Here is a 22815-nt window from a genome sequence, read left to right as displayed (position 1 = left end):
TCTCGTATAAGAACAGAAGGGCAGAGAAAGTGCGCACAATCTGTTCGGTTAGGCACAAGCAGTTTTTTGTTTTTACAATTTACAATTTACATTCTTAAAAGCTGAACCAAAAAAGGCGACTTTGCAAGTATGCTTGAACTTTTGGTTTAAACTCATATTGATTATTATTTTTATACAGCATTATCAGGTGTTTTTATTCCGTATTTCTAATTTCGGTTATTACATCCGTCGTTAAAATCCAATCAATTCCTTTTTTCAACAATTCATTCTTTAATTTCTTGTCGCCAGTCCATAGAGGCGATTCTAATTCAAGCGCAAGAGCAACAAAAGGTATATCGAATTGGTCTATATTTTTAGTTAATTCAAAAGCCTTTTCAAATGTGGATTCTCTTATAGATTCCAAATCAATTAAATCAACCTTTTTGAAAATTGTCAGTTGAAGATAATCCAATTCTTTTTCTGAAAATCCAGTCAACTTTAAAAGTTTCTTACGATGGTATCCAAGTTCGTCGAGGACAAACGTTGGTGAGTAAAAGTTAATTTTATCATATGAATTTAGCAAAAGGTCGCTAATCGTTCCATCGGGACTAAGCAATCCGCTGAAAATTATGTTCGTATCAACTACAATCTTCACTTTATGAAACGGTCTTTATTTTTATTCCACCAAGATTTTTTGGATTCAATTGCTATTTTATCGATTTGTTCTTGCAATGCTTCACTTTTGGATGCTATTTCACGGAATTTTAGATAATCCAAAATTCGCTGAAGTCCAATTAAGTCAGTTCCAGAGGATAATCGGATGAGTATTTCTTTATTTGTTCGTTCTATTTGCATATCTAAATGTACCTAATTTTAATGTTGAGCCCAAATTATGTTCCAAAATGCTTGCAAGTAATGCATGAGCGACTATGGCATGTTGTGGTAGAACAAGATATGAAATATCTTAGTGGAGAAAAAATGCACGATCTGTTCGGTTAGGCACAAGCAGTTTTTTATTTTTACGATTTTACAGTTTACATTCTTAAAAACTAAAACAAAAAATAGCAACTTTGCAAGTACGCCTAAACCATAGGTATCAGCAATTAATAGCCCTATTGATTTTATACAATGTTAGGCATTGGGCTTTATTCGGCTCTCTATTCGAACTTTTTTGAAATAAGCCACGATTTCTTCCTTTGTCATTTTCACCAATTTAGCACTTAATCTGTCTTTTTGTTCTCTTGCGAATTTGACGGCATCAAATTCTTTTTTTGTTTTAGTTCTCATATTTCATCAGTTCTCTTGGTGAGCGAATATCCAATTGTTTATATCCTTTTTTTATGTTTACAGAATTATAGCCACGTATTCGCTCCACATTTACGATATGCTTAAAATTCCAACTTACTAGTAGGTCTGCTTGATTTATTGTGGCGAGCGCAATATGCAGACAATCCGCAAAACTGGTTTGTCCAACCACTTTTTCTGTAATGTATTCAGTCGCTAATTCAACCGCATCCTCATCCTCATCAAGGAATTCGATATACTCACTCTTCAAATCCGTAATCAATTTGACTATTCTTTCGGGTGCAGGTTTAAGTTCTTGCTGTAAAACTGCGGAAAGTAAAACGGTAAATTCGCCATTTTTTATTCGCTCGAACAAGGGTTTTGTAAATTCACTAAATTCGATATCATAGTAGCCACCGAAAACTGAGGTGTCTAAATAAAAATCCGCTGTTTTTTCATTCTATAAATTTACGATTTTCAGCGAGATGTTGATTTTTGTCGAGAAATTTATTGCCTTGTGCCTAATGCACGGGCAACTACGGCGTGTTTTTGCGGAGCAAGATATAAAATATCTTAGCGGAGAAAAATTGAATTATCCTGCCTACGGTTAGACAAGTAGCAGCTAGTGTAAGCTTCCCTTGATTAGAACTGTTGGCTATTCTAGAATCAACAAATAGTTATTTAAAATAATCGCAGATATAAATAGGAAATCGAATAAATTCATTTTAATAATTCAAACGAGGGCTAGTATATTAAAATAGAGAACTGATTGCCAACTAATAAAAATAAAAACGTAGCTAAACTGTACTCCAAAACTGTACTCTGTTTTATAAAAGTAAAACCTTTATAAATGAAAATAACCACCTCATAATGACGTGGTTATCCGTAGCGAGAGGGGGGCACGATCCCCCGACCTCCGGGTTATGAATAGGATTGAATATAGTTAAATAGTACTGTGAACCAAATACTTATACAATTACGATAATTGCAAAACCTTTCATTTTATAGCAAAACTGTACTTCAAAACTGTACTCCAAACCCGGAGTACAGTTTAAGAAGAATTTTTAGTATTCTAATAATGGTTTAAAGCACAAGTTCTTGAAGTACTTTCCAAGAGTGTTATCGGAAAAGCTTTTAAATACTCATTAAAATTATGGGATAAATTGAAAAGATATATCGTTGATGGATATTATGAGATTGATAATAAATTGGTAGAAAACACAATTAGACCATTGGTTTTAGGTCTAAAAAATTATCTGTTTTCTGGTTCTTATAGAACTGCTCAAAAAGCAGCAATACTATATTCTTTGTTTGCCAGTTTAAAAATGAACAATATAGATCTCTATAGTTGGCTTAAAGATATATTAAAAAGTATACAAAAATATGAAGCAAATTGATTACACGAGTTGTTTCTGACCATTATAAGATACCTCAAGTCAATGTTCTTAATTATCTATTCATGTAATCTTGCCAGTTTACTAAAAGGTATTTCTCTTCTTGGTTTTCTTTTAAATCCTAAAACCCGTATTCATAACAAAAAAGATACACTTGTCTCTTTTTGTTTTTCCAGTAATATGTAAAATAATTAGAAGCAAAACCTTCAACAAATAATTTTTCTTTGCGTATGGTGGAGAGTCCTAATTTATTGTAAGCTTTTAAGAGTTTTCAATAGTATATGTTGTAAATAACAAAGAAAATCTAAACAGTATATTTGAGAAGTTTAGAGGAGTAGCATGGGTCAATGGAATTCTTTTTTAAAGAAAAGCCTATACGTGATAACAGGCCTGTGGATATCAACTGGTATCGAAACCGAAGTAAAACAACTTCTTACAAGTATGTTCCGGAGGAATACCTTAGAATATTAGAACTTAAACGATGTGCTTTGAATACCTGTAAAACTTACATCTTGCACTTTGAAAAATTCATCAATCACTTTTATAATAGGGGTATCATTACCTTATCAGAAGAGGAGATCCGAAGCTATTTACAGCATCTCATTGGTCAAAGAAAGTCCAATAGTTATATCAATCAGGCTATCAATAGTATAAAGTTTATTATGAGGTAGTAATGAGTATGCCTAATCGTTTTTATAGCATTGAAAGACCGAGAAAACAACAACAACTCCCCAAAGTAATATCAAAAGAAGAAACTATCTTTATGCTTGAACATACTAATAACGTAAAACATCGTTGCATCATAGGTTTGTTGTATTCATCGGGTTTACGTAGAAGCGAACTATTAAACCTACGGTTAACTGATATTGACGGTAAACGAATGTTGATTTTTATTAGAAATGCAAAGAATAATAAAGATCGATATTCGCTGCTATCTCAAACTATACTAAAAGACCTAAGAATCTATTATAAACAATGAGAATCTAAAAAGTATTTATTTGAAGGATCGCTAGGTGGTAAATACTCAGCAGAAAGTGTGGCAAAAATTGTTAGAAGAGCTAGCGTTAAGTCTGGTATCCTAAGAAAAAAAACCCCACATATGCTTAGACATTCGTTCGCTGCTCACTTGTTAGAGAACGGAACAGATCTAAGATATATTCAAACGTTACTAGGGCATAATAGCACAAAAACAACGGAAATATATATGCGAGTAGCTGTGAATAATTTTAAGCTAATTAAAAATCCATTAGATTTGTAAATAAACATACATGTAGTATAAAGGATATATGTCTTTCATATTGTTGTTGGCAACAATATGACAAAACTGTAACAATAATGAAAACAGAAAGTCTTTAATTAAGATAAAATAGACAGATGAAATATAAATTAGTAAGTTTTTTAGTAGTAACTCTATTACTTAATCCAGTAATAGCAAGTGCTTGTAGTATGTATAAAATCACCAAAAACGGCAGAACCTTTGTTGGAAATAATGAAGATTTTTTGAGCCCAAATAATCAATTTTGGTTTGAAGTTGCTGGAGATAAAGATTTCGGAGTAATGTATATGGGACTTTTAAATAATTTCGCTCAAGGAGCTATAAATGAGGCAGGTTTAGTTTTCGATGGTTTTGCAGAACCAGAATTACCAGTCGTAAATACAGAAGGAAAAACAAAATTAGCTATTGGCAAGGCTATTAGGAATATTATGCAAACTATGTCCACAGTAGAGGAAGTTAAAACATATTTAGATACAATTAATTTAAGTTCCCTTTCAAGTAGTATGCTTGTATTCGTTGATAAATCAGGAACGTATCTAATTGTTGAAGGCGACCTATTAACTACTGGCGAAGAATCAGAAAAATCTTTTTCTAATTTTTATTATTCTCAAATAGAGTCTCTTGAAGAAGTTACTCTTCCTTGGTTTCAGGTAGGACAAGAATTTCTTAATAACACAAAAGGAAAAGCTACTTTAGACTACTGTAGTAGTGTTATGAAAAGTTTGAATCAAGAAAGTCCTGATTTATTTTCGACCCAGTTTTCTACAGTTTATGATTTAACCTCTTTGAAAATTAGGGTTTATTTATATGGAGATTTTACTGAATATGTGGAAGTAGACCTAAAGAAAGAATTAAAAAGGGGAAATCATAAAACTATGATGGTTCACCTATTTCCTAAAGAGTCGTTAGGAAGTAAATTTTATAATAAATACAATAATATCAACAACCCAGTTTTATTTTTACAAGAACAATTGAATCCAGAGGCATATTCTGAGGAAGAATTAAAAAAAATGGAATTTAATGAAACTATTAATGTACTTGGATACGAATGGTTAGAGGAAAAAAAGAATCCAGAGACGGCAATAAAAGTTTTTCAATATGGGATTAGTGTAATGCCAAACGATTATGACCTTTATGATAGTTTGGGAGAGGCTTATCTCGAAAATAAAGATTGGAACAATTCTATAAAAAACTATGCCAAATCTTTAGCATTGAATCCCGAAAACAAAAATGCTATAAAAAAATTAGTGAAGTGTAAAGAAGGTAGAGAGAAGTCTGAAAATTGATAATTGCCAAAAATACTGTTGCCAACATCGGTAACCGTTGCACAAGCCCCTAAAAAGTCAAAGGATAATCAATAATCTTGAGTTTAAGCCCTAATTTTCTAGAGGGATATATTCATAACTACCTTAACACAACTAGCGCTAAATTGCTTATTTTATGCCTTAAAAGGCATTTTAATCGAAAAATTATGGGCTAAACAGACTCCCACTTTACTTATTGGGTTTTTCTTGGTGAATTTTAGGTATTTCTTCAAGTTATAAGCAATGGCAGCCATGTGCATAATCTTGTTTGCTTGCTGGATCCCAATAGTATTTATTTTTCGTAGTCCCATAAATTGGGTAAGAGTCCCAAATACCGGCTCCACAGTACTCTGCCGTTTGGCTTTCATATAGCGTCCCTGTTTACTGTTTACTCTAGCTATGTTACGCTCATATTCCGCCCGGTAATAAGTAACCGTTATTCGTTTTTCCTGACTGCTCTTTAGGCATTCTTTGCGCAGTGGACAACCGGTACATATCTTTTTACTGGCCCTGTATTCCTTCTTTCTTGTTTTGGTTCTATAATCCAAAAACTCTTTGGTAAATGGGATTACGTTTCCTTTGGGACACAGATAATGATCTTCTGTTTCTATATACTGAAAACCATCCGGACCACCCTTATAGGTGCCGTGAGGCGATATAAAACTTTTTATACCTTGACTTTCCAGAAATGCATAGTTCTCTCCACTACTATAACCGGTATCAGCTACACAATTTTCCCAAATCATACCTTGCTTCCATAACCGCCTTTGTAAGCGCTTTACAATATCAGGTAGTTGCTGGTTATCCTTGCCGTCTGCATGGTAAGCTTTTATATCGGTAATGACGTGGTTGTTTGTATCTACACTGAGTTGGCTTAAATAGTTCAGTTTTCTGGCCTTACCTGGCTTAACACTGATCCTTGCATCCGGATCTGTGGGACTGTAATGAGTTTTATTACTCGTATAACGACTTCCTTTGTTTCCAGCTCCCGGGCGCTGATCCTGATCTTTTGACCATCTTTTGTTCCTGGAAGTGATTCCTTGCAGTTCTTTCTCATTAGCAGTAATGATTCTTTGGTCTTTACTGGATTTATCCTGCTTGGCTTTTCTGAAGGTTTGTTTATCTCTTTTACTGATATGGCGTACTTCTGCCAGGTGGGCATCCAGATCTTGACTTGGGACTTTAAGCTCTAAACTATCCATGGATGCATTGGCTTTAACAGGGGCGCTGTCAATAGCTTGGGTGTGACCACTGACCATACCTTTTTCCATACACAACTCAAGTACTTTTGTAAAGACCTCTTCAAATATGGACTCCGGAAATAACTGACGTGTTCTCGAGATAGTCGAATGCCAAGGAAGTTCTTCATCAATATCATACCCTAAAAAATAAAGAATATCCAGTCGCATACTACAGTGTTCAATAAGCTTGCGGTCACTTATGATATTCTCCAGATAACCTACCAAACAGAGTTTGAAGAAAACCACTGGATCAATACTTTTTTGACCGCTAGAACCATAAAACTTTGAAGTAAGATTGTATAAATAGTCCAGGTCCAAAGCCTCTTTAAGCCTGCGGTAGAAATTACCTTTGCCAACACGGTCACTAAGCTGGAAACTATTGAACAACTTCTCCTGATATATCTTCTTGCCTTGCATACTTCAAGATAAGAAATCAAAGAACTAAACATATTAACCCAATGTTAGCTTTTTACTATCTTGTGCAACAAGCACAAGGTATAAAAAACAGAGGGCGGTTTAGGCTAAATTTAAAGGTCTGTGCTTCTTTACGAGGTCGCCAAATTTTCAATTTAGCATTTAGAGAAAAATTAAAGCAAAATATGTAAATTTGGCTTAGTTATAAACCGAAATGTAGTGCTTATTTATTGCCCTACGTTTCTTATACTAACCGTTGTGCGTCATACCTGCCAATCTTTACATTGAATAAATAAATGGACGAATTTCTCTTCTTTTTACTTCTAATTTTAGTACCAATATTAATTATTGGAATTCCTATTTTACTCACTTTTTGGATTTACAGAATTTTAAGAAAAAAAGGAATTAATTCTAAATGGAGAATTCTCGTTTTCCTTCCAATCTTCATAGTCGGATATTTTGTTTACGATGCTTTTTATCCCTCAGCGGAATTTTATAAAGAGGATTTTAAAGAAGTAACCGGAATTGAATTACAAAAAAACTCTGAATTTGAATATAAAACTGCTGGTTATCCAGACATACACGGAGATTATACATCTGTTTCGATAATTGAAATCGGAACTGAATTTTATAAAAAATTACAATCGGATTTGACTGAAAATGGATTGACTGAAAATGGGCTAACTATTGGTTGTAAAGAAATGGACAATGCAAAACTCAAGATGAACGGATTGAAAATCGAACGTGAATTTTCGAAAGAAAACGAAGATAAATTTTATTACGTTGCTTTTCTGTCTGACAAAAAAACAGTTTTAGTACAACGTTCAAGTCATTAATTGAAAAAAGTACGAACGCACAACACTAGTAACCGTTGCACAAGCCCTTAAAAAATCACTAGATAATCAATAATTTCGAGTTTACGCCCTGATTTTCTAAAAGCATATATTTACAACTACCTTAATACAACTACATTTCCTGTCTTAAAGAGCATTTTAATCGAAAAATTATGGGCTAAACAGACTCCCACTTTACTTATTGGGTTTTTCTTGGTGAATTTTAGGTATTTCTTCAAGTTATAAGCAATAGTCGCCAAGTGCATTACTTTGTTAGCCTGTCCAATGCTAATGGTATTTATTTTTCGAAGCCCCATAAATTGGGTAAGAGTCCCAAATACCGGCTCCACAGTACTCTGCCGTTTGGCTTTCATATAGCGTCCCTGTTTACTGTTTACTCTAGCTATGTTACGCTCATATTCCGCCCGGTAATAAGTAACCGTTATTCGTTTCTCCTGACTGCTCTTTAGGCATTCTTTGCGCAGTGGACAACCAGCACATATCTTTTTACTGGCCCTGTATTCCTTCTTTCTGGTTTTAGTTCTATGATCTAAAAACTCTTTGGTAAATGGGATTACGTTTCCTTTGGGACACAGATAATGATCTTCTGTTTCTATATACTGAAAACCATCCGGACCACCCTTATAGGTGCCGTGAGGCGGTATAAAACTTTTTATACCTTGACTTTCCAAAAATGCATAGTTCTCTCCACTACTATAACCGGTATCAGCTACACAGTTTTCCTAAATCATACCTTGCTTCCATAACCGCCTTTGTAAGCGCTTTACAATATCAGGTAGTTGCTGGTTATCCTTGCCGTCTGCATGGTAAGCTTTTATATCGGTAATGACGTGGTTGTTTGTATCTACGCTGAGTTGGCTTAAATAGTTCAGTTTTCTGGCCTTACCTGGCTTAACATTGATCCTTGCATCCGGATCTGTGGGGCTGTAATGAGTTTTATTGCTCGTATAACGACTTCCTTTGTTTCCAGCTCCCGGGCGCTGATCCTGATCTTTTGACCATCTTTTGTTCCTGGAAGTGATTCCTTGCAGTTCTTTCTCATTAGCAGTAATGATTCTTTGGTCTTTACTGGATTTATCCTGCTTTGCTTTTCTGAAGGTTTGTTTATCCCTTTTGCTGATATGGCGTACTTCTGCCAGGTGGGCATCCAGATCTTGGCTTGGGACTTTAAGCTCTAAACTATCCATGGAGGCATTGGCTTTTACAGGGGCGCTGTCAATAGCTTGGGTGTGACCACTGACCATACCTTTTTCCACACATAATTCAAGTACTTTAGTAAAAACCTCTTCAAATATGGACTCCGGAAATAACTGGCGTGTTCTCGAGATAGTCGAATGCCAAGGAAGTTCTTCATCAATATCATACCCTAAGAAATAAAGAATATCCAGTCGCATACTGCAGTGATCAATAAGCTTGCGGTCACTTATGATATTCTCCAGATAACCTACCAAACAGAGTTTGAAGAAAACAACTGGATCAATACTTTTTTGGCCGCTAGAACCATAAAACTTTGAAGTAAGATTGTATAAATAGTCCAGGTCCAAAGCCTCTTTGAGCCTGCGGTAGAAATTACCTTTGCCAACACGATCACTAAGCTGGAAACTATTGAACAACTTCTCCTGATATATTTTCTTGCCTTGCATACTTCAAGATAAGAAATCAAAGAACTAAACATATTAAACCAATGTTAGCTTTTTACTATCTTGTGCAACAAGCACAACACCTATACGATAATGCGGGGTTTGGGTTTAACTGAAAGGTCATTGTCTATTTGGTTTGCCGCCAAAGTATTAAACTTAGTATTTTAGAAAAAGATAAAAACAAAACATAAACTTTGGCTAAGTGCTCGATTGAAAGTCAGTGATTTTCAATACCACACTACGCATAGCTAGACGTTAAACAACATTAAAAAAGATAATTTGAAATGACCTTAATGAACAAAGGGGAGTATACTGGAGAAATAATTCATAAACATCAAATAGATGGGAGTATTTTTACCAATACCTTGTATACCATTCGTAAAAATAACCCTAATTGGCATTATCACGAAAATCTACATATTTGTTTTGTATATGAAGGAGGAAAAGCCGAAACTAGACATCAAACAACCTATAGTAAAAAGGAAGGCAGCATCTTTTTTTACCATTCAGAAGAATTACATCGTTGGATATCTCCTGAGCCAACCTCTAAAAGTCTCAATATCGAAATAGAGCATTCCTTTCTAAAAAAACATAATCTAACGGAGCAAAACATCAAAAAATCCATTGAAACTAATGTAAGTGCTAAAGGATTGATTTTAAAATTACAAAAAGAATTATTGCATTTAAATTCGGAAAATTACTTACACTTTCAAATTGTATTGCTTGAACTCCTTGCTTTTCAAACACAAAAAAAATACCTGAGTAATCCACAATGGGTTGTATTACTCAAAGAATTATTGCACAGTCAATGGGATCAAGTTATGTCTTTGGAAGAAATTTCAAAACTTGTAGGAGCCCATCCAGTAACGATTTCTAAAAACTTTAGAAGATACTTTCAATGTACCTTAGGAGAATATCAACGTAAATTAAAAATCGAAAAAGCCATTGATCTTATCAAAAACACTTCTCTTTCACTTTCAGAGATAACATTTTATTGTGGATTTACAGATCAAAGTCATTTTACAAGAAATTTTAAGTTGTATACTGGGTTCTTACCAAAAGATTATAGGAAATTTTAAGAAACAAGCTAATTTCATTCTATTTCCTGAATGAAGCCACTTTTACATCAACTAAAACAAAGATTATGATAATTAATTTTAACCTTAAATTAGTCAATGTAAGGAAAATATTATTTGTATTACTTGTAATCTCAATTACATCGATAAAAGTATCAGCACAAGAACCAAATATTGAACCAGTAACTCCTGACGAACTAAATACTATTGTAGACTCCATTTCGGCCATTGTTAAACGCTATTATATAAAACCAGAAATTGGAATAGAAATAGTAAATCGAATACGTCAAAAGAAAGTTAATAATGAATATAGTCAAATTACCAATCCTAGTATTTTAAAAGATTCTCTTAAAAATGATTTAAGAGCAATTAATGGCGATTTACATATGAATATAGTATATCGAGACCCAAGAAATATTATCTATGAGAATAAAGCTCCAACTCAGGTAAACGAAGCTGGGCTTTGGAGTAATTATGGCCTTAATGAAATAAAGGTTCTAGAAGGGAATATTGGCTACCTAAAAATCAAAAATTTTACACAACATCAATATCTTGAAAATATTAAACCATTAATTGCAAATGCTTTTACTTTTTTAAAAAATACCGATGCACTCATTATTGATGTAAGAAACAATGGAGGAGGTTTTGAAGAAATGGTCGCTCACTATATAAGTTATTTTTTTGATAGCGAAATACCTATTCATCTTTCTGATTATCGATGTACATTGCATAACCACATTTATGGTATTTCAACAGATCCAAACGTATCTGGTCCAAAATTACCTAATATGAAATTATATATATTAGTAAATGCAAATACAGGATCTGCAGCAGAATCTTTTGCCTATATTATAAAACATTTAAAAAGAGGAACAATTATAGGCGAAATTACAGCTGGTGCAGGTAATGGTGCTTCGCAACATCACATAAATGATCGCTTTAGTATTCAAGTATCCAGTGAAGAAACCATTAATCCTATCACAAAAACAAGTTTTGAAAAAGTTGGTGTTATCCCACATATCAAAACAACTAGTAAGCAAGCTTATAACGAAGCTTATAAACTTGCCTTAACATATGCAAGGGAACATAATAATAGAAATATACACCCTTCAAATTATAATCATTTGACCTCTTTTATTAGAAAACCGCAAAATTCAACTGTAGATTCCAAAAAATATTTAAAATATAAAGGCAGTTATAAGAGTAATACTATTCATATCAAAATAACATTAGAAGACAATGTTTTATATGGGCAGATGGCAGGAAATGGCGGAAAAATGGAATTAACGCAGCTAGAGAATCATATTTTTAAGGTGGGTGAAATTAAAGAACGAATTCAGTTTATATTGAATGAAAATGGAAAAGTAATTCAATTAAAAGGGTTAGACTCACCAATGAACCTCTTGAAAGTTTCAAATGATTAGTAAGTGTAAGGTACCAGGGTTAAAATTAATTGAAATTCAAAAAACATTACCTAACAATGGTAGCTGTTGCGCAACCTAAAGTTGGGTTAAATTTTACTAATCTTACTTGTTTTTAGGCATTTTTATGAGATGTGGTTTTCAACTTTTAGTTATTTCATATCTAAGTTTAGAGGTCTTAAAAAGTAATTATTGAACTTTATAATTACCCATTTTTCTAACTTGGATAAAACAGCAGTTTTAGCTCTGCTCTTTGGCTTTTTAATTGTGTATTTTAATAGTTTCTTGAGGTTATAAGCTATTGCTACCATATGCATGCATTTATTTGCTCCGGAAATTCCCCTGACATTTATCTTTTGCATACCTATATTTTGGGTGAGGGTACCAAATACTGGTTCTACTCTCGACTGCCTTATCTTTCTTATTTATTTGCCCAGATGGCTATATACCCTTTTGTTGTTCCTTTCATATACTTCACGGTAGTAGGTAACAGCAATGCGTTTTTCTTTTACTTTTCTAAAGCAAGTAGCTTTAATTGGGCAGTCTTTACAGAGTTTGCTCGATGCGCGGTATTCTTTCTTCTTTGTTTTAGTTCGGTAATCTAGAAACACCTTTTTAAAGGGTATCACCCTACCTTATAAAGAAAGTTCAAATCTAAAAGTGAGTGAAGCCTGCGATAAAAATTGAATTCCGGAACACGATTTGATCATTGAAACTGCTAGAATAACTTCTCCTGATAATTCTTCTTGCCTTGCATAACTAAAAATAAAAAAATACTATTTTAAAAAGTTGCGCAACAGCCACTTTTGTTACTACACGTATTTATTTACTTAAGTTTTTTATTTTCTAAAATGTCAAATCCGAAATATCCTTTCCTAACTTCCAATTCCACATTTGAGTAAAATTCCATTTTTTCGTAATACTTATGATAAAAAATTAATTCTTTAAATAGGGTCTGCTGAGAAACTGTTTATCTATTGTTTTATAAGGCATTATAGTTATATTTAGGCAATCAAGTGCAAGGTTATTATGACAAAACATTCAAAAAAGCGTGCACCTACTCCCAAATATGTAAGTCAAAACCAGTTGGTTTTAGAAGGTTTTGAGAGTCCTTTTGAGAGAGAATTGAACCCTGCTAACCGTTGGGTTCGTTTGGCTAAGCTACTTCCTTGGGATGAACTGTGTTCCATTTATCGCAAACATTTTCCGGAAAAATCGACAGGCCGTCCTGATTTAAGCCCAAGGGTTGTCTTAGGGTCAATCATCATCAAACATTTATGCAATTTAGATGATAGGGAGACGGTTGACCAGATTTCTGAGAACATCTATATGCAGTATTTTTTAGGCTATTCTTCATTTAGTGATGCACCTGCGTTCGACCCTTCTCTTTTCGTAGAGTTCCGCAAGCGTCTTGGCCTGGAACAGATTAATGCTATTAACCAGCGAATTTTACAAATAAAACGAGAAGCAGAACAAATTAGAGAAAAAGGATCAAATGATGCAAGGGATGATGGTGAAGACCCACCTCACAAAGGGACTTTGATCGTTGATGCAACAGTTTGTCCACAAGATATAGCATATCCTACGGATCTAAATTTGCTCAATGATGCGCGCGAGAAATCCGAATCATTGTTGGATATTGCCTATAAACTTTCCCCTTTAGAGACTAAACCGAGGAACTACAGGGAAAAAGCAAGGAAAGAATATCTAAAGACAGCGCAAAAGAAAAGAAAAACACATAAAGAGATACGGTCTGCTATAGGGAAGCAATTAAAGTATCTCCATAGGAATATACGTTCCATCGAAGGTATTTTGGATACCCTTGACCGGATCCCTTTCGATAGGCAAGAGTATAAATATTGGCTGGTCATCCAGGAACTCTACAGGCAACAAAAGTTGATGTACGATACTAAGACCAAAAGTGTAGACCATAGGATTGTGAGCATTCACCAACCCCATGTTCGTCCCATAGTGCGTGGGAAAACAAATGCAAAAGTGGAGTTTGGTGCCAAGATAAACATGGCACTGGTAGATGGTTTTTCATTTTTGGATGATACTAGTTGGGAAGCCTACAATGAGGGTACCAGATTGAAAGATTGTGTGGAGAAGTACCGAAAGCGGTTTGGTCATTATCCAAAGAACGTTTTGGTTGACAAAATATATTGTACCCGAGAGAACCGTAAGTACCTAAAAGAAAAAGGGATCAATCTCAGGGCCAAACCCCTTGGAAGGCCCTCCAAAAAGGCTTTGTCAAATCAAGTAAGCCCTGGGGAACGTAATCCAATTGAAGGAAAGTTTGGTCAAGCAAAGACAGCATATGGTTTAAACCGTATAAGGGCAAGGCTTGAAAATACCAGTGAGTCTTGGATTGCAAGTATCATATTAGTGCTCAACTTAGTCCATTTGGCTGAGGTGGCACTCTATTGGATAAAAGCAATCTTATTCAGTGAAAACTTTATTCAAAACCAAACCAATTCGATCATAAACTTGAAAATCAATGAAGGCTGAGTTTTTCAGCAGACCCTAATTATTCCGTCATAATTTATGTCAAAAGTTGGTTTTCGTTTATCTCGGTGATATTTTCTTCCAGGTATAGATGAGCGCCTCACTATTTCATAAGTCTCTTTTATATGTTCTGAATCCGCCATATAAAAATTGGTCAGCATAAATATTGAGCAAGCTATAAAGCCATAACTCAAAATATATTGCATTCCAGAATAAAGGTAAAGTTCAATTCCTTTTTTCTTATAAGTCTTTCCGTAGTTCTTAAAATCAACTAAAAAAGTTATAACTCCTACAACTAAAATAATTCCGATTAGGATTGAGACGTCAATTATTGTATTCCGAAATATTGTTACTTGCCAAACCATTAAAAATAAACCTAAAATCAGAATCGTAGCATAATATCTTTTTCGCTGTTTTTTGGTCATTTTCAGCAATGTGTGGTAATGCGCAGGCAACTACGGCGTGTTTTTGCGTAGCAAGATATGAAATATTTAGTGGAGAAAAATGCGCTATCCTTCCCACAGCTGGACAAGTAGCGACTATTGTAAGTTTCCCTTAATCAGAACTGTTGGTTATTCTAGAATCAACAAATAGTTATTCAAAATAATCATAGATAAAAATCGGAAATCAAATGAATCTATTTTAATAATTCAAACGAGGGCTAGTATACTAATATAGAGAACTGATTCACAACTAAACAAAATAAAAACGTAGCTAAACTGTACTCCAAAGCAGTACTCTAATTTTGAAAATATGTAGTAATCAGGCTAATAAATACAAAACAACCTCTTGACAATCAAAAGGTTGTTTTCGTAGCGAGAGGGGGGCACGATCCCCCGTCCGCCCGTGGCGGATATAATCCTCCATTTAGTATATCAATTTATCCTTTAACCACCTTCGACCCGAATCACTTTTTAAAAATTTTTCTCTAGATAGTGCTTCCTGTTTTGAATTACAAAATTCTATATATACTACTTTCCAAGGTCTATAGCGAATAGTCCATCCTTTAGTTGTTAGTTTATTATGAGATTTGAATCGTTCTATCAAACTGGTAGTGAATCCAGTATAGTGTTTTCTATATTTTTCAGAATATAAAACATAAACTACAAATTCTTCCATAGCTCAATCAAAAAATCCTTCCAGTAATTTTGAAAGGATTATCCGTAGCGAGAGGGGGGCACGATCCCACCGTCCGCCCATGGCGGATATGAATCCTCCAAAATTATCAATTTTTAAACAAAAAATCCTTCCAGTAATTTTGAAAGGATTATCCGTAGCGAGAGGGGGGCACGATCCCCCGACCTCCGGGTTATGAATCCGACGCTCTAACCAGCTGAGCTACCTCGCCAAATTTTGTTTTGTATACCCAATAAAACCAATTGAAATTTTTTCAAATCTGTTAGTTTTACCCGGGCGGGTGCAAATATAAAAACAAATAACATCGAGACAAACAATAAAGTACAATTAATTTTTTTAATTTCTTTTATAGTATGCTAATTAATTATATATTGGCTTTAACAAAAAAACCCTTATGGCTGATAAAATAAAATACGAACTGGAATTCGTTATACAATCTTCACCTCAACTTTTATATCAATACATCTCTACCCCTTCCGGCTTATCCGAATGGTTTGCCGATAATGTAAATTCGAGAGGAGAGCTGTTTATTTTTATATGGGATGATAGTGAAGAAGAAGCCAAATTACTAAGTAAGAAAAGTGGGGAACGGGTAAAATTCCGATGGGTAGAAGATGAAGAGGAAGGCAATGACTACTATTTTGAAATAAGAATCCAAGTTGATGAAATTACCAAAGATGTATCCCTAATGGTTTCTGACTTTGCGGAAGAAGATGAAACAGATGAAAGTAAAATGTTATGGGAAAATATGATCGGAAACTTAAAACAGGTTTTAGGTTCCGCTTAGAATTTTAGGCTCCATAAGATAATATAACTAAAAAATGCAGTATGTTGAGATACTGCATTTTTTTTATCTATACGTATAACTTAGTCTTATGCGGATTTTGTATAATGATCATCCCAGTCTTTAACCTTAGGGTTCCCTAATTTATCTACACTTTTCGCAACCAACATCGACACTGCGGCATCTCCGGTAACATTTACCGTAGTCCTACACATATCCAGCGGACGATCTACTGCAAAAATCAAAGCCAGTCCGGCTTCAGGAATTCCTGCTTGAGCCAGAACAATGACTAACATGACCATCCCTGCTCCCGGTACTGCTGCAGAACCTATAGAAGCCAGGGTCGCCGTAGCTATAATTCCCAGTTGCGCACCCAGGCTTAAGTCCATTCCGAATGCTTGCGCAATAAACACCGCAGCTACTGCCTGGTATAAGCTGGTCCCATCCATATTAATGGTAGCTCCAATAGGTAATACAAAACTTGTTACTTCTCTTTCTACCCCCAGATGCTCCTCCACTCTTTCCATAGTTACCGGTAAGGTTGCTGCACTCGAACTTGTTGAAAATGCTAGTAACTGCGCCGGAGAAATTCCATTAATAAAAAATGCCGGACTTCTCTTAGTAAAAATCCAAACAAATAATACATAAATACCCACCATAATAAGTAATCCGATCACTACGGAAATAGCATACATCCCTAAGGCAGCAAATAAATCAGCACTTGGAGATTCCACCACCAGGGCTGCTAATAAAGCAAATACCCCATAAGGAGCGGCAAGCATTATCAGATCGATCATTTTTAAAATCACATCATTAAAACCGTCAAAAAAATCTTTAACTGGTTTTGCTTTAGCTTCCGGTATTAAAATTAATCCAATCCCAAAGAATATGGCAAAAAAGATAACCTGCAACATATTCCGGTTATCTGAGGCAGCGCTAAATATATTACTGGGTACAAGATCCTCCAAGGCTTGTAATGGACCAGCGTCTTTTTGCTTCTGCGCATCTGCAATTTTGCCACTGGCATCTCTTTTATAACTATCAATTAATTCTTGCCGGGTTTCTTCACTAATAGCTGCCCCCGGTTTTACAATATTAACCACTAGCAAACCTATACTTACTGCAATAACCGTAGTAAGAACGTAAGTACCGATGGTACGCCCACCCATTTTGGATAACTTAGAAATATCTTTTAAATCCGACACTCCTTTAATTAAAGAAGCTAATATCAATGGTACGGCGATCAATTTAAGTACATTAATAAAAATAGTACCAAAAGGCTTAATCCAATTTCGGATAAAAGTATCCCCCCATTCTAATTGAGTCATCAGTAAACCAAAAAGTATCCCAGTAAACATTCCTATTAAAATCTGCCAGTGTAGCGCGAGTTTTTTCATAAAGTAATAAAGGTTTTGTGCAAAATTTTAAAGGAGGCAAGATATTGAATTAATATGGAAGTGTTTCTTCTCTTTTACTATTTTAAACATTAATGTCTAGTAAAGATTCGAGACCCGCCTGTAGACGGGCAGGTCACTATGGCGTCTAAAATTAAGACTAATCAGGATAATATTGATTTCCCTAGAAGAAAATATAGGAAGACGTCAAAAAGCCCGATTTTGTTTCGGGCTAAACTTTTTCATGCTAAAAATCACAGGAAAGTTATTTAAGAGTAATTAAGTTGAGTAAGCTTAGTTTTATTACGGTAGTTTGTAGGACTTGTTTTGTATTTATTTTTAAAAACTTTACAAAAATAGCTTCTACTGGTAAGTCCTATGGTATAAACAATTTCAGAAATCGTAAGGTCTGTAGTTTTTATTAAATCTTCTGCCTTATCCAATCTGCAGTCTCTTACAAAATGCGAAAAAGTCACATCGTATAAACTTTTAATACCTTCTTGAAGCTTAGCTGGAGACAGCCCGGTTTCCCTGCTTACCTTTACAATAAGATAATCCTTTTCGGGGTTCTTTTTAATACAATCGGTTACTGCAATAATATTTTTCATATCTTCTTTTAACAAAGAACCCGGTGTTTGAATCTGGTTGATTTCTTTTGAAAATTTCTGAATTTCTTTTGCCAGGATAATAAAATACGCTCCTTTACTGGAAAGTGAATGGGTAATATTGTTTGAATCCATATAAATAGCTTCAATACTTTTAAATTTTTCTGCAATAATTAAATCCATAGAACCTTTATAGAAATAATAGTCTTTTCCTTCGATTTCAGAAACTATACTTTTTAACTCCGAATTATTAGCTAGCGTATATTCACTCTTAAACGCAGAGGTATTAGTATGAAGGTCAATAGTAATGATAGATAATTGTACCTGTGTTTGTGCCGTTATCTTCAATTCTGTTAAGGCACTATTACTACTGTAACTTACCGCAGTTTGTAAAGTATCCACCTGTTGCATAACCGGTTCTGTGTTTCCAGAATAGTTATATAAAAAAGTACCTTTAATCCCAAAAATAAATTGAAGGGTATGGCTAGGTATAAAATCCAGGTTAATTGCCATTGCACGATTAGCAGTCAGGTTAAAACTATACACCTGTATTCCTTTGGCTATTTCAATTTGAGTGATCTCTCCTTTTCCATACGCCTGGTCAATAATAAATTGGGTAGAATTACAAGTATCTCGTATTGTTCCCGGTATGGAATTTTTAATACTATTTAACTCATTTCGATCCGTATTCCTTGCTAGTGTATTCATAGTATTAGGTTTTTGTGTGATTATAAATCATTTATTATCAACTCATTGTTTGATAACACTATAAATCTACTGCTATTTCATATGAATACATAACACTTTTCAGCTTTACTATGTTATTATCGCGATTTTGTCACCTATTTATGTTATAATTTTACTAAAATTTGGATTCGGGTCAAACAAATTGGTAATTCTGTTAATCTCTCTTAACTATATTTAGCTAAAGTGTCCGGTAAAGATTCAGACCCGCCTGCAGAAGGGCAGGTCGCTATCGCTTCTAGAACCAAATTTCAAGACTAATTATTATAATATTGAAAATCAAAATTATAAAATTATTCACCTTAAAAAAACAGATTACTTTTAAAAAGTAAAAAGCAACTTCTAAATACTTTAAGGTTTGGGGTCATCTTATTTTCCTAAATACATCCGGGTTACAACTTGCCATTTTTAAGAAGACTTGCAAAATCGACTGTTGCCTTGACAACATTTGTATAAGCGCATTTTATAGCAAGTTCCATATTCGGCATATCTTTAGAAACCGAAGCTACATAAGACAAGCCCAATTGCTTCCTTTTTTCTTCGGATAAGTCGACTATACCACATAGGGCTGCTACGGAAATATTCTTTTTCTTAGCAGAAGTAAGTACCCCGGCAATAGTTTTACCGGTAATGGTTTGGTCGTCCAATTTACCTTCTCCGGTTATAATCCAGTCTGCCTTATCTATAGCTTGATCAAAATTAGTCGTTTCTTTTATTAGGTCAATCCCACGGGTTAACTGACCGTTTAAAAAAACATATGTACCAGCTCCCATTCCACCAGCAGCTCCGGCACCAGTAATTCTTTGCAGATTAACTTTAAAATCTTCAGAAACAACCTTAGCATAGTTTTTAAGGCCCTGATCAAGTAACTCTATTTGCGCTGCACTCGCTCCTTTTTGTTTAGCATAGATATAAGCTGCCCCGTTTTTACCGTAAAGAGGATTTGTTACATCGCATAAAACTTTAGTACTTACATTTTTTAATTTAGGGTTAACCTGGGTAGTATCTATCCTTTTAAGATGTATCAGGCTATTCCCTGTAGGAGGAAGTATTTTGTTATTTTTATCTAAAAAACGGAAACCTAGAGCGTGTGCCATCCCCATACCACCATCGTTGGTAGCACTACCGCCGATACCCAGAATAATCTTTTTTGCCCCTTGGGCTAAAGCAATTGCAATTAATTCCCCAGTTCCCAGCGTAGAGGTATACATACAATTCTTCTCGCTTTCTGTTAATAATTTTAACCCGGAAGCTTCTGCCATTTCAATAAAAGCGGTATCAGTACTTTCTGAATAAAGATAGGAAGCTTCAACAGGTCGAAATAAAGGGTCGTTGACAGTTAATTTTATCGTTTTTGTATCTAAATGATACTTTACAACTTCAATAGTCCCGTCACCCCCATCTGCCAGAGGTATTCTTATGATATCAGCATCTTTAAATATTTTTTTTAAACCTTTTTCTACGGCATCACAAAATTCTAATCCGGTAAGTGAACCTTTATATTTATCGGGTGCAATAATAAATTTCATATGGTAAAATTTACTTCAGGATCGTAGGAAGGTTTACACTGAAGACTATGATTAAAACAAAATACCCCAACATGATAAGTACTTCTTTTTTACTGGACACATATACCACTTCTACACGTTCGTTAATTTGGCGTTTTGTAGAGTTACTGACAATCATAGCGACTACGACGGTTACTATACAACCAATAGCATTCCACCAAAACCAAAATATCTGAGGTACGTAGAGCCATAAAAACATATTAAAAAGTACTCCGGCTACGATACCTACATTTGCACCCAGGGCATGTGTTTTTTTGGTTAATACGGCAAGTATAAATGCTGCTAAAATAGGACCATAGAATACTGAACTTATTTTGTTGATGACTTCAATTACCGTACCTTCAATGTTTCCGGCAAAAAAGGCAAAGAATAAACAGACCATACCCCAAAAAATAGAAAGGAATTTAGAATAGGTCATATACCTATTATCCGGTAAATTGGGATGGAAGCGTTTTACAAAATCTTCCATAGTCACCGCAGACAAGGAGTTTACCGTCGAACTCAAGGTGGACATAGCTGCGGACATAATAGCTATAATTAAAATACCAATTACTCCATTTGGTAAATAATGAATGATGAACACGGGTACCATTAAATCTGCTTTTTTACCTTCCAGAGAGGATACATTAGCTTGATACACGCTTTCCATCTGTTCTTGAAAACCTACGTCCTGAAATAATAAGGTTCCCAACACCAATCCCATAATACAATATGTCAGGGTAAAAGGAAAACGAAGCAAGCTGTTTGCCAGTAACATTTTCTTTAAATTTCCTAAACTACGGGACGACAATAAACGTTGTGACTGTGTCTGATCCGTACCATAGTAAGAAGCGTATAAAAAAAGACCCCCAATAACCATAGGCCAAAATCCAAATTCATCTTTACCATCTGCATTATCAAAACCCCATTTGTTAAAGTCTACTGCCGTCACTCGTTCCTTATCCACATGGGTCAAAAAATTATCTATGCCTCCTAACTCGCTTATCCCGTAGAACAAGCATATAAGGATCCCTAAGAACAGGATTCCCATCTGAATAACATCACCCCAAATTACTGCCTTCATCCCACCCTGAAAAGAATAAATCATAGTGATCAAGCCTATAAGTAAGATTGAGATCCAAAAATCAAGTTGTATGGTTGCTTGTAATATTAACGCCATCGTATACACCATCACCCCTGTGGCTACCGATCTACTGATTTGAAAAACAAAACTAATAATCAGGCGAGAGGATACATCAAAACGATTCTCGAGATATTCGTAAACACTTACGATACCGGATTTATAAATAGTAGGTAGTATGGCGATTAATAAAAAAGCCAACGCCAGGGGTACTCCAAATTCAAAAGTCAACCATTGCATCCCCCCACCATCTTTTAATCCTACAAAAGCGGGGGCGGATATAAAACTAATTGCCGAAAGTTGGGTTGCCATAGCAGATAAGCTTAAGGGTAACCACGAAGTCTTTCTACCTCCTAAAAAGTAATCTCCACCGGTTTTATTTTCTTTAAATATAAAACCCAAGGCTAAAAAAGCAATTAGGTAAATAATGATTACGATGTAATCTAAATAATTCATGTGTCAATTTTTGCTTTTAATTGATACTTAGTGCTTTGGTACCATTCGTTTTTTAATATACTCATTAGAACGGCATCCGTTCTTCCCTTACCGTCCCGTGAAGGAAACATATTTCGTAATACACCTTCTTCTTTGCAACCCACGCTTTTCATAGCTGCAATACTTCTTATGTTATCTCTCATAGCTCCGAAACCAATACGTTCTAAGCCAATTTTCTCAAATGCGAACTCAAATAATAAATATTTACAACGTTTGTTTAATCCTGTACTACGGAATGCTTTGCCATACCAAGTATGTCCTAATTTAATCGTATTAAAGATAGGCAGGTATTCGTAAAACCTGGTTGTGCCTACATATTGTTCTGTAATTTTATCAAAGATTACAAAAGGATATTCTTTATTAAATTTTCGATTGTCAGTTGCCGATATAATGTATCTGGAAAGAGCATCAATAGTATTCCCATTTTCAAAAAAGAAAGTCCAAATATCAGTATCATCAGATATTTTTGATAAAGGTTGAATATGTGCCTCGATTAATGGAAGCAATTGAACAAAATCATCCTCCAAAATATATTTCTTTGAAAAATCAAATTTTCTTGGATTATCTGAGAGATTCATAC

At 34.6% G+C, this 22815-nt stretch carries 21 protein-coding genes, 1 tRNA gene and 3 pseudogenes; 9 read left to right on the top strand and 16 right to left on the bottom strand.

Annotation, left to right across the window (positions count from 1 at the left end):
* Positions 1 to 193: 193 nt before the first annotated feature.
* The 4 genes from NBT05_RS11645 to NBT05_RS11630 all read right to left on the bottom strand — a co-directional run bounded on the left by NBT05_RS11645 (position 194) and on the right by NBT05_RS11630 (position 1666).
* On the bottom strand, positions 194 to 634 hold the full coding sequence (locus tag NBT05_RS11645; RefSeq protein ID WP_265770025.1) for a PIN domain-containing protein: 441 nt from the start codon (positions 632 to 634) through the stop codon (positions 194 to 196).
* A complete protein-coding gene (locus tag NBT05_RS11640) occupies positions 631 to 834 on the bottom strand; it encodes a hypothetical protein (RefSeq protein WP_265770024.1) in 204 nt (67 codons plus the stop codon). The genes NBT05_RS11645 and NBT05_RS11640 overlap by 4 nt, the downstream gene beginning before the upstream one ends.
* Positions 835 to 1110: 276 nt before the next feature.
* Positions 1111 to 1266 (bottom strand): hypothetical protein, encoded by a 156-nt coding sequence (locus tag NBT05_RS11635; RefSeq protein WP_265770023.1) that lies wholly within the window; start codon positions 1264 to 1266, stop codon positions 1111 to 1113.
* Positions 1256 to 1666 (bottom strand): hypothetical protein, encoded by a 411-nt coding sequence (locus NBT05_RS11630; protein ID WP_265773243.1) that lies wholly within the window; start codon positions 1664 to 1666, stop codon positions 1256 to 1258. Before NBT05_RS11630 ends, NBT05_RS11635 begins: the two co-directional genes overlap by 11 nt.
* Positions 1667 to 2384: 718 nt before the next feature.
* On the opposite strand from NBT05_RS11630, the gene NBT05_RS11625 reads away from it, so the two are divergent.
* The 4 genes and pseudogenes from NBT05_RS11625 (at position 2385) to NBT05_RS11610 (ending at position 5219) form a co-directional block, all read left to right on the top strand.
* Positions 2385 to 2660: an IS66 family transposase gene (locus tag NBT05_RS11625; RefSeq protein WP_265773242.1), complete on the top strand. Its 276-nt coding sequence runs from the start codon at positions 2385 to 2387 to the stop codon at positions 2658 to 2660.
* A 344-nt stretch (positions 2661 to 3004) separates the two neighbouring features.
* Positions 3005 to 3328, top strand: coding sequence for a phage integrase N-terminal SAM-like domain-containing protein (locus NBT05_RS11620; protein ID WP_265770022.1), 324 nt, complete (start codon positions 3005 to 3007; stop codon positions 3326 to 3328).
* A 2-nt stretch (positions 3329 to 3330) separates the two neighbouring features.
* Positions 3331 to 3915, top strand: a pseudogene (locus NBT05_RS11615) (tyrosine-type recombinase/integrase).
* A 116-nt stretch (positions 3916 to 4031) separates the two neighbouring features.
* Positions 4032 to 5219, top strand: coding sequence for a hypothetical protein (locus tag NBT05_RS11610; protein WP_265770021.1), 1188 nt, complete (start codon positions 4032 to 4034; stop codon positions 5217 to 5219).
* Positions 5220 to 5371: 152 nt separating this feature from the next.
* On the opposite strand, the gene NBT05_RS11605 is transcribed toward NBT05_RS11610, so the two are convergent.
* Positions 5372 to 6895: an IS1182 family transposase gene (locus NBT05_RS11605; protein WP_265770020.1), complete on the bottom strand. Its 1524-nt coding sequence runs from the start codon at positions 6893 to 6895 to the stop codon at positions 5372 to 5374.
* Between the two features lie 293 nt (positions 6896 to 7188).
* On the opposite strand from NBT05_RS11605, the gene NBT05_RS11600 reads away from it, so the two are divergent.
* The gene (locus tag NBT05_RS11600) at positions 7189 to 7728 is read left to right on the top strand and encodes a hypothetical protein (protein WP_265770019.1); all 540 of its coding nucleotides are present in this window, start codon (positions 7189 to 7191) and stop codon (positions 7726 to 7728) included.
* A gap of 116 nt (positions 7729 to 7844) precedes the next feature.
* Here NBT05_RS11600 and NBT05_RS11595 read toward each other — a convergent pair.
* Together NBT05_RS11595 and NBT05_RS11590 are read right to left on the bottom strand one after the other, a co-directional pair.
* A pseudogene (locus NBT05_RS11595) lies at positions 7845 to 8450 on the bottom strand (transposase); the annotation flags it as partial.
* 18 nt (positions 8451 to 8468) lie between these two features.
* Complete coding sequence (locus NBT05_RS11590; protein ID WP_265770018.1) at positions 8469 to 9389, bottom strand: transposase; 921 nt, start codon at positions 9387 to 9389, stop codon at positions 8469 to 8471.
* Positions 9390 to 9679: 290 nt separating this feature from the next.
* Here NBT05_RS11590 and NBT05_RS11585 point away from each other — a divergent pair, with 290 nt between their 5' ends.
* Together NBT05_RS11585 and NBT05_RS11580 are read left to right on the top strand one after the other, a co-directional pair.
* The gene (locus NBT05_RS11585; protein WP_265770017.1) at positions 9680 to 10465 is read left to right on the top strand and encodes a helix-turn-helix domain-containing protein; all 786 of its coding nucleotides are present in this window, start codon (positions 9680 to 9682) and stop codon (positions 10463 to 10465) included.
* Positions 10466 to 10530: 65 nt separating this feature from the next.
* Positions 10531 to 11886, top strand: coding sequence for a S41 family peptidase (locus tag NBT05_RS11580; protein WP_265770016.1), 1356 nt, complete (start codon positions 10531 to 10533; stop codon positions 11884 to 11886).
* 149 nt (positions 11887 to 12035) lie between these two features.
* Here the strand turns inward: NBT05_RS11580 and NBT05_RS18460 are convergent.
* Positions 12036 to 12494, bottom strand: a pseudogene (locus tag NBT05_RS18460) (transposase).
* 418 nt (positions 12495 to 12912) lie between these two features.
* On the opposite strand from NBT05_RS18460, the gene NBT05_RS11570 reads away from it, so the two are divergent.
* Positions 12913 to 14391, top strand: coding sequence for an IS5 family transposase (locus NBT05_RS11570; RefSeq protein ID WP_265769941.1), 1479 nt, complete (start codon positions 12913 to 12915; stop codon positions 14389 to 14391).
* A gap of 5 nt (positions 14392 to 14396) precedes the next feature.
* Here the strand turns inward: NBT05_RS11570 and NBT05_RS11565 are convergent, their stop codons facing one another.
* From NBT05_RS11565 to NBT05_RS11555, 3 genes are all read right to left on the bottom strand, one after another.
* Complete coding sequence (locus NBT05_RS11565; protein WP_265770015.1) at positions 14397 to 14813, bottom strand: hypothetical protein; 417 nt, start codon at positions 14811 to 14813, stop codon at positions 14397 to 14399.
* A gap of 442 nt (positions 14814 to 15255) precedes the next feature.
* Positions 15256 to 15507, bottom strand: coding sequence for a GIY-YIG nuclease family protein (locus tag NBT05_RS11560; RefSeq protein ID WP_265770014.1), 252 nt, complete (start codon positions 15505 to 15507; stop codon positions 15256 to 15258).
* 155 nt (positions 15508 to 15662) lie between these two features.
* A tRNA-Met gene (locus tag NBT05_RS11555) sits at positions 15663 to 15736 on the bottom strand.
* 183 nt (positions 15737 to 15919) lie between these two features.
* Between NBT05_RS11555 and NBT05_RS11550 the strand changes: the two genes are divergently transcribed.
* Positions 15920 to 16312 carry an START-like domain-containing protein gene (locus NBT05_RS11550; RefSeq protein ID WP_265770013.1) on the top strand — a complete coding sequence of 131 codons (393 nt, stop codon included), beginning with the start codon at positions 15920 to 15922 and terminating at the stop codon, positions 16310 to 16312.
* Between the two features lie 86 nt (positions 16313 to 16398).
* On the opposite strand, the gene NBT05_RS11545 is transcribed toward NBT05_RS11550, so the two are convergent.
* From NBT05_RS11545 to NBT05_RS11525, 5 genes are all read right to left on the bottom strand, one after another.
* Complete coding sequence (locus tag NBT05_RS11545) at positions 16399 to 17706, bottom strand: dicarboxylate/amino acid:cation symporter (protein ID WP_265770012.1); 1308 nt, start codon at positions 17704 to 17706, stop codon at positions 16399 to 16401.
* 266 nt (positions 17707 to 17972) lie between these two features.
* On the bottom strand, positions 17973 to 19016 hold the full coding sequence (locus NBT05_RS11540; protein WP_265770011.1) for a helix-turn-helix domain-containing protein: 1044 nt from the start codon (positions 19014 to 19016) through the stop codon (positions 17973 to 17975).
* 428 nt (positions 19017 to 19444) lie between these two features.
* On the bottom strand, positions 19445 to 20581 hold the full coding sequence (locus NBT05_RS11535; protein ID WP_265770010.1) for a glycerate kinase: 1137 nt from the start codon (positions 20579 to 20581) through the stop codon (positions 19445 to 19447).
* Positions 20582 to 20591: 10 nt separating this feature from the next.
* A complete protein-coding gene (locus tag NBT05_RS11530; protein WP_265770009.1) occupies positions 20592 to 22196 on the bottom strand; it encodes a sodium:solute symporter in 1605 nt (534 codons plus the stop codon).
* Complete coding sequence (locus tag NBT05_RS11525) at positions 22193 to 22813, bottom strand: GNAT family N-acetyltransferase (protein WP_265770008.1); 621 nt, start codon at positions 22811 to 22813, stop codon at positions 22193 to 22195. Before NBT05_RS11525 ends, NBT05_RS11530 begins: the two co-directional genes overlap by 4 nt.
* Between the last annotated feature and the right edge of the window lie 2 nt (positions 22814 to 22815).

It is taken from the genome of Aquimarina sp. ERC-38 (genome assembly GCF_026222555.1).
Lineage (GTDB): Bacteria > Bacteroidota > Bacteroidia > Flavobacteriales > Flavobacteriaceae > Aquimarina.
This window is presented reverse-complemented; position numbering and strand designations above follow the sequence as displayed.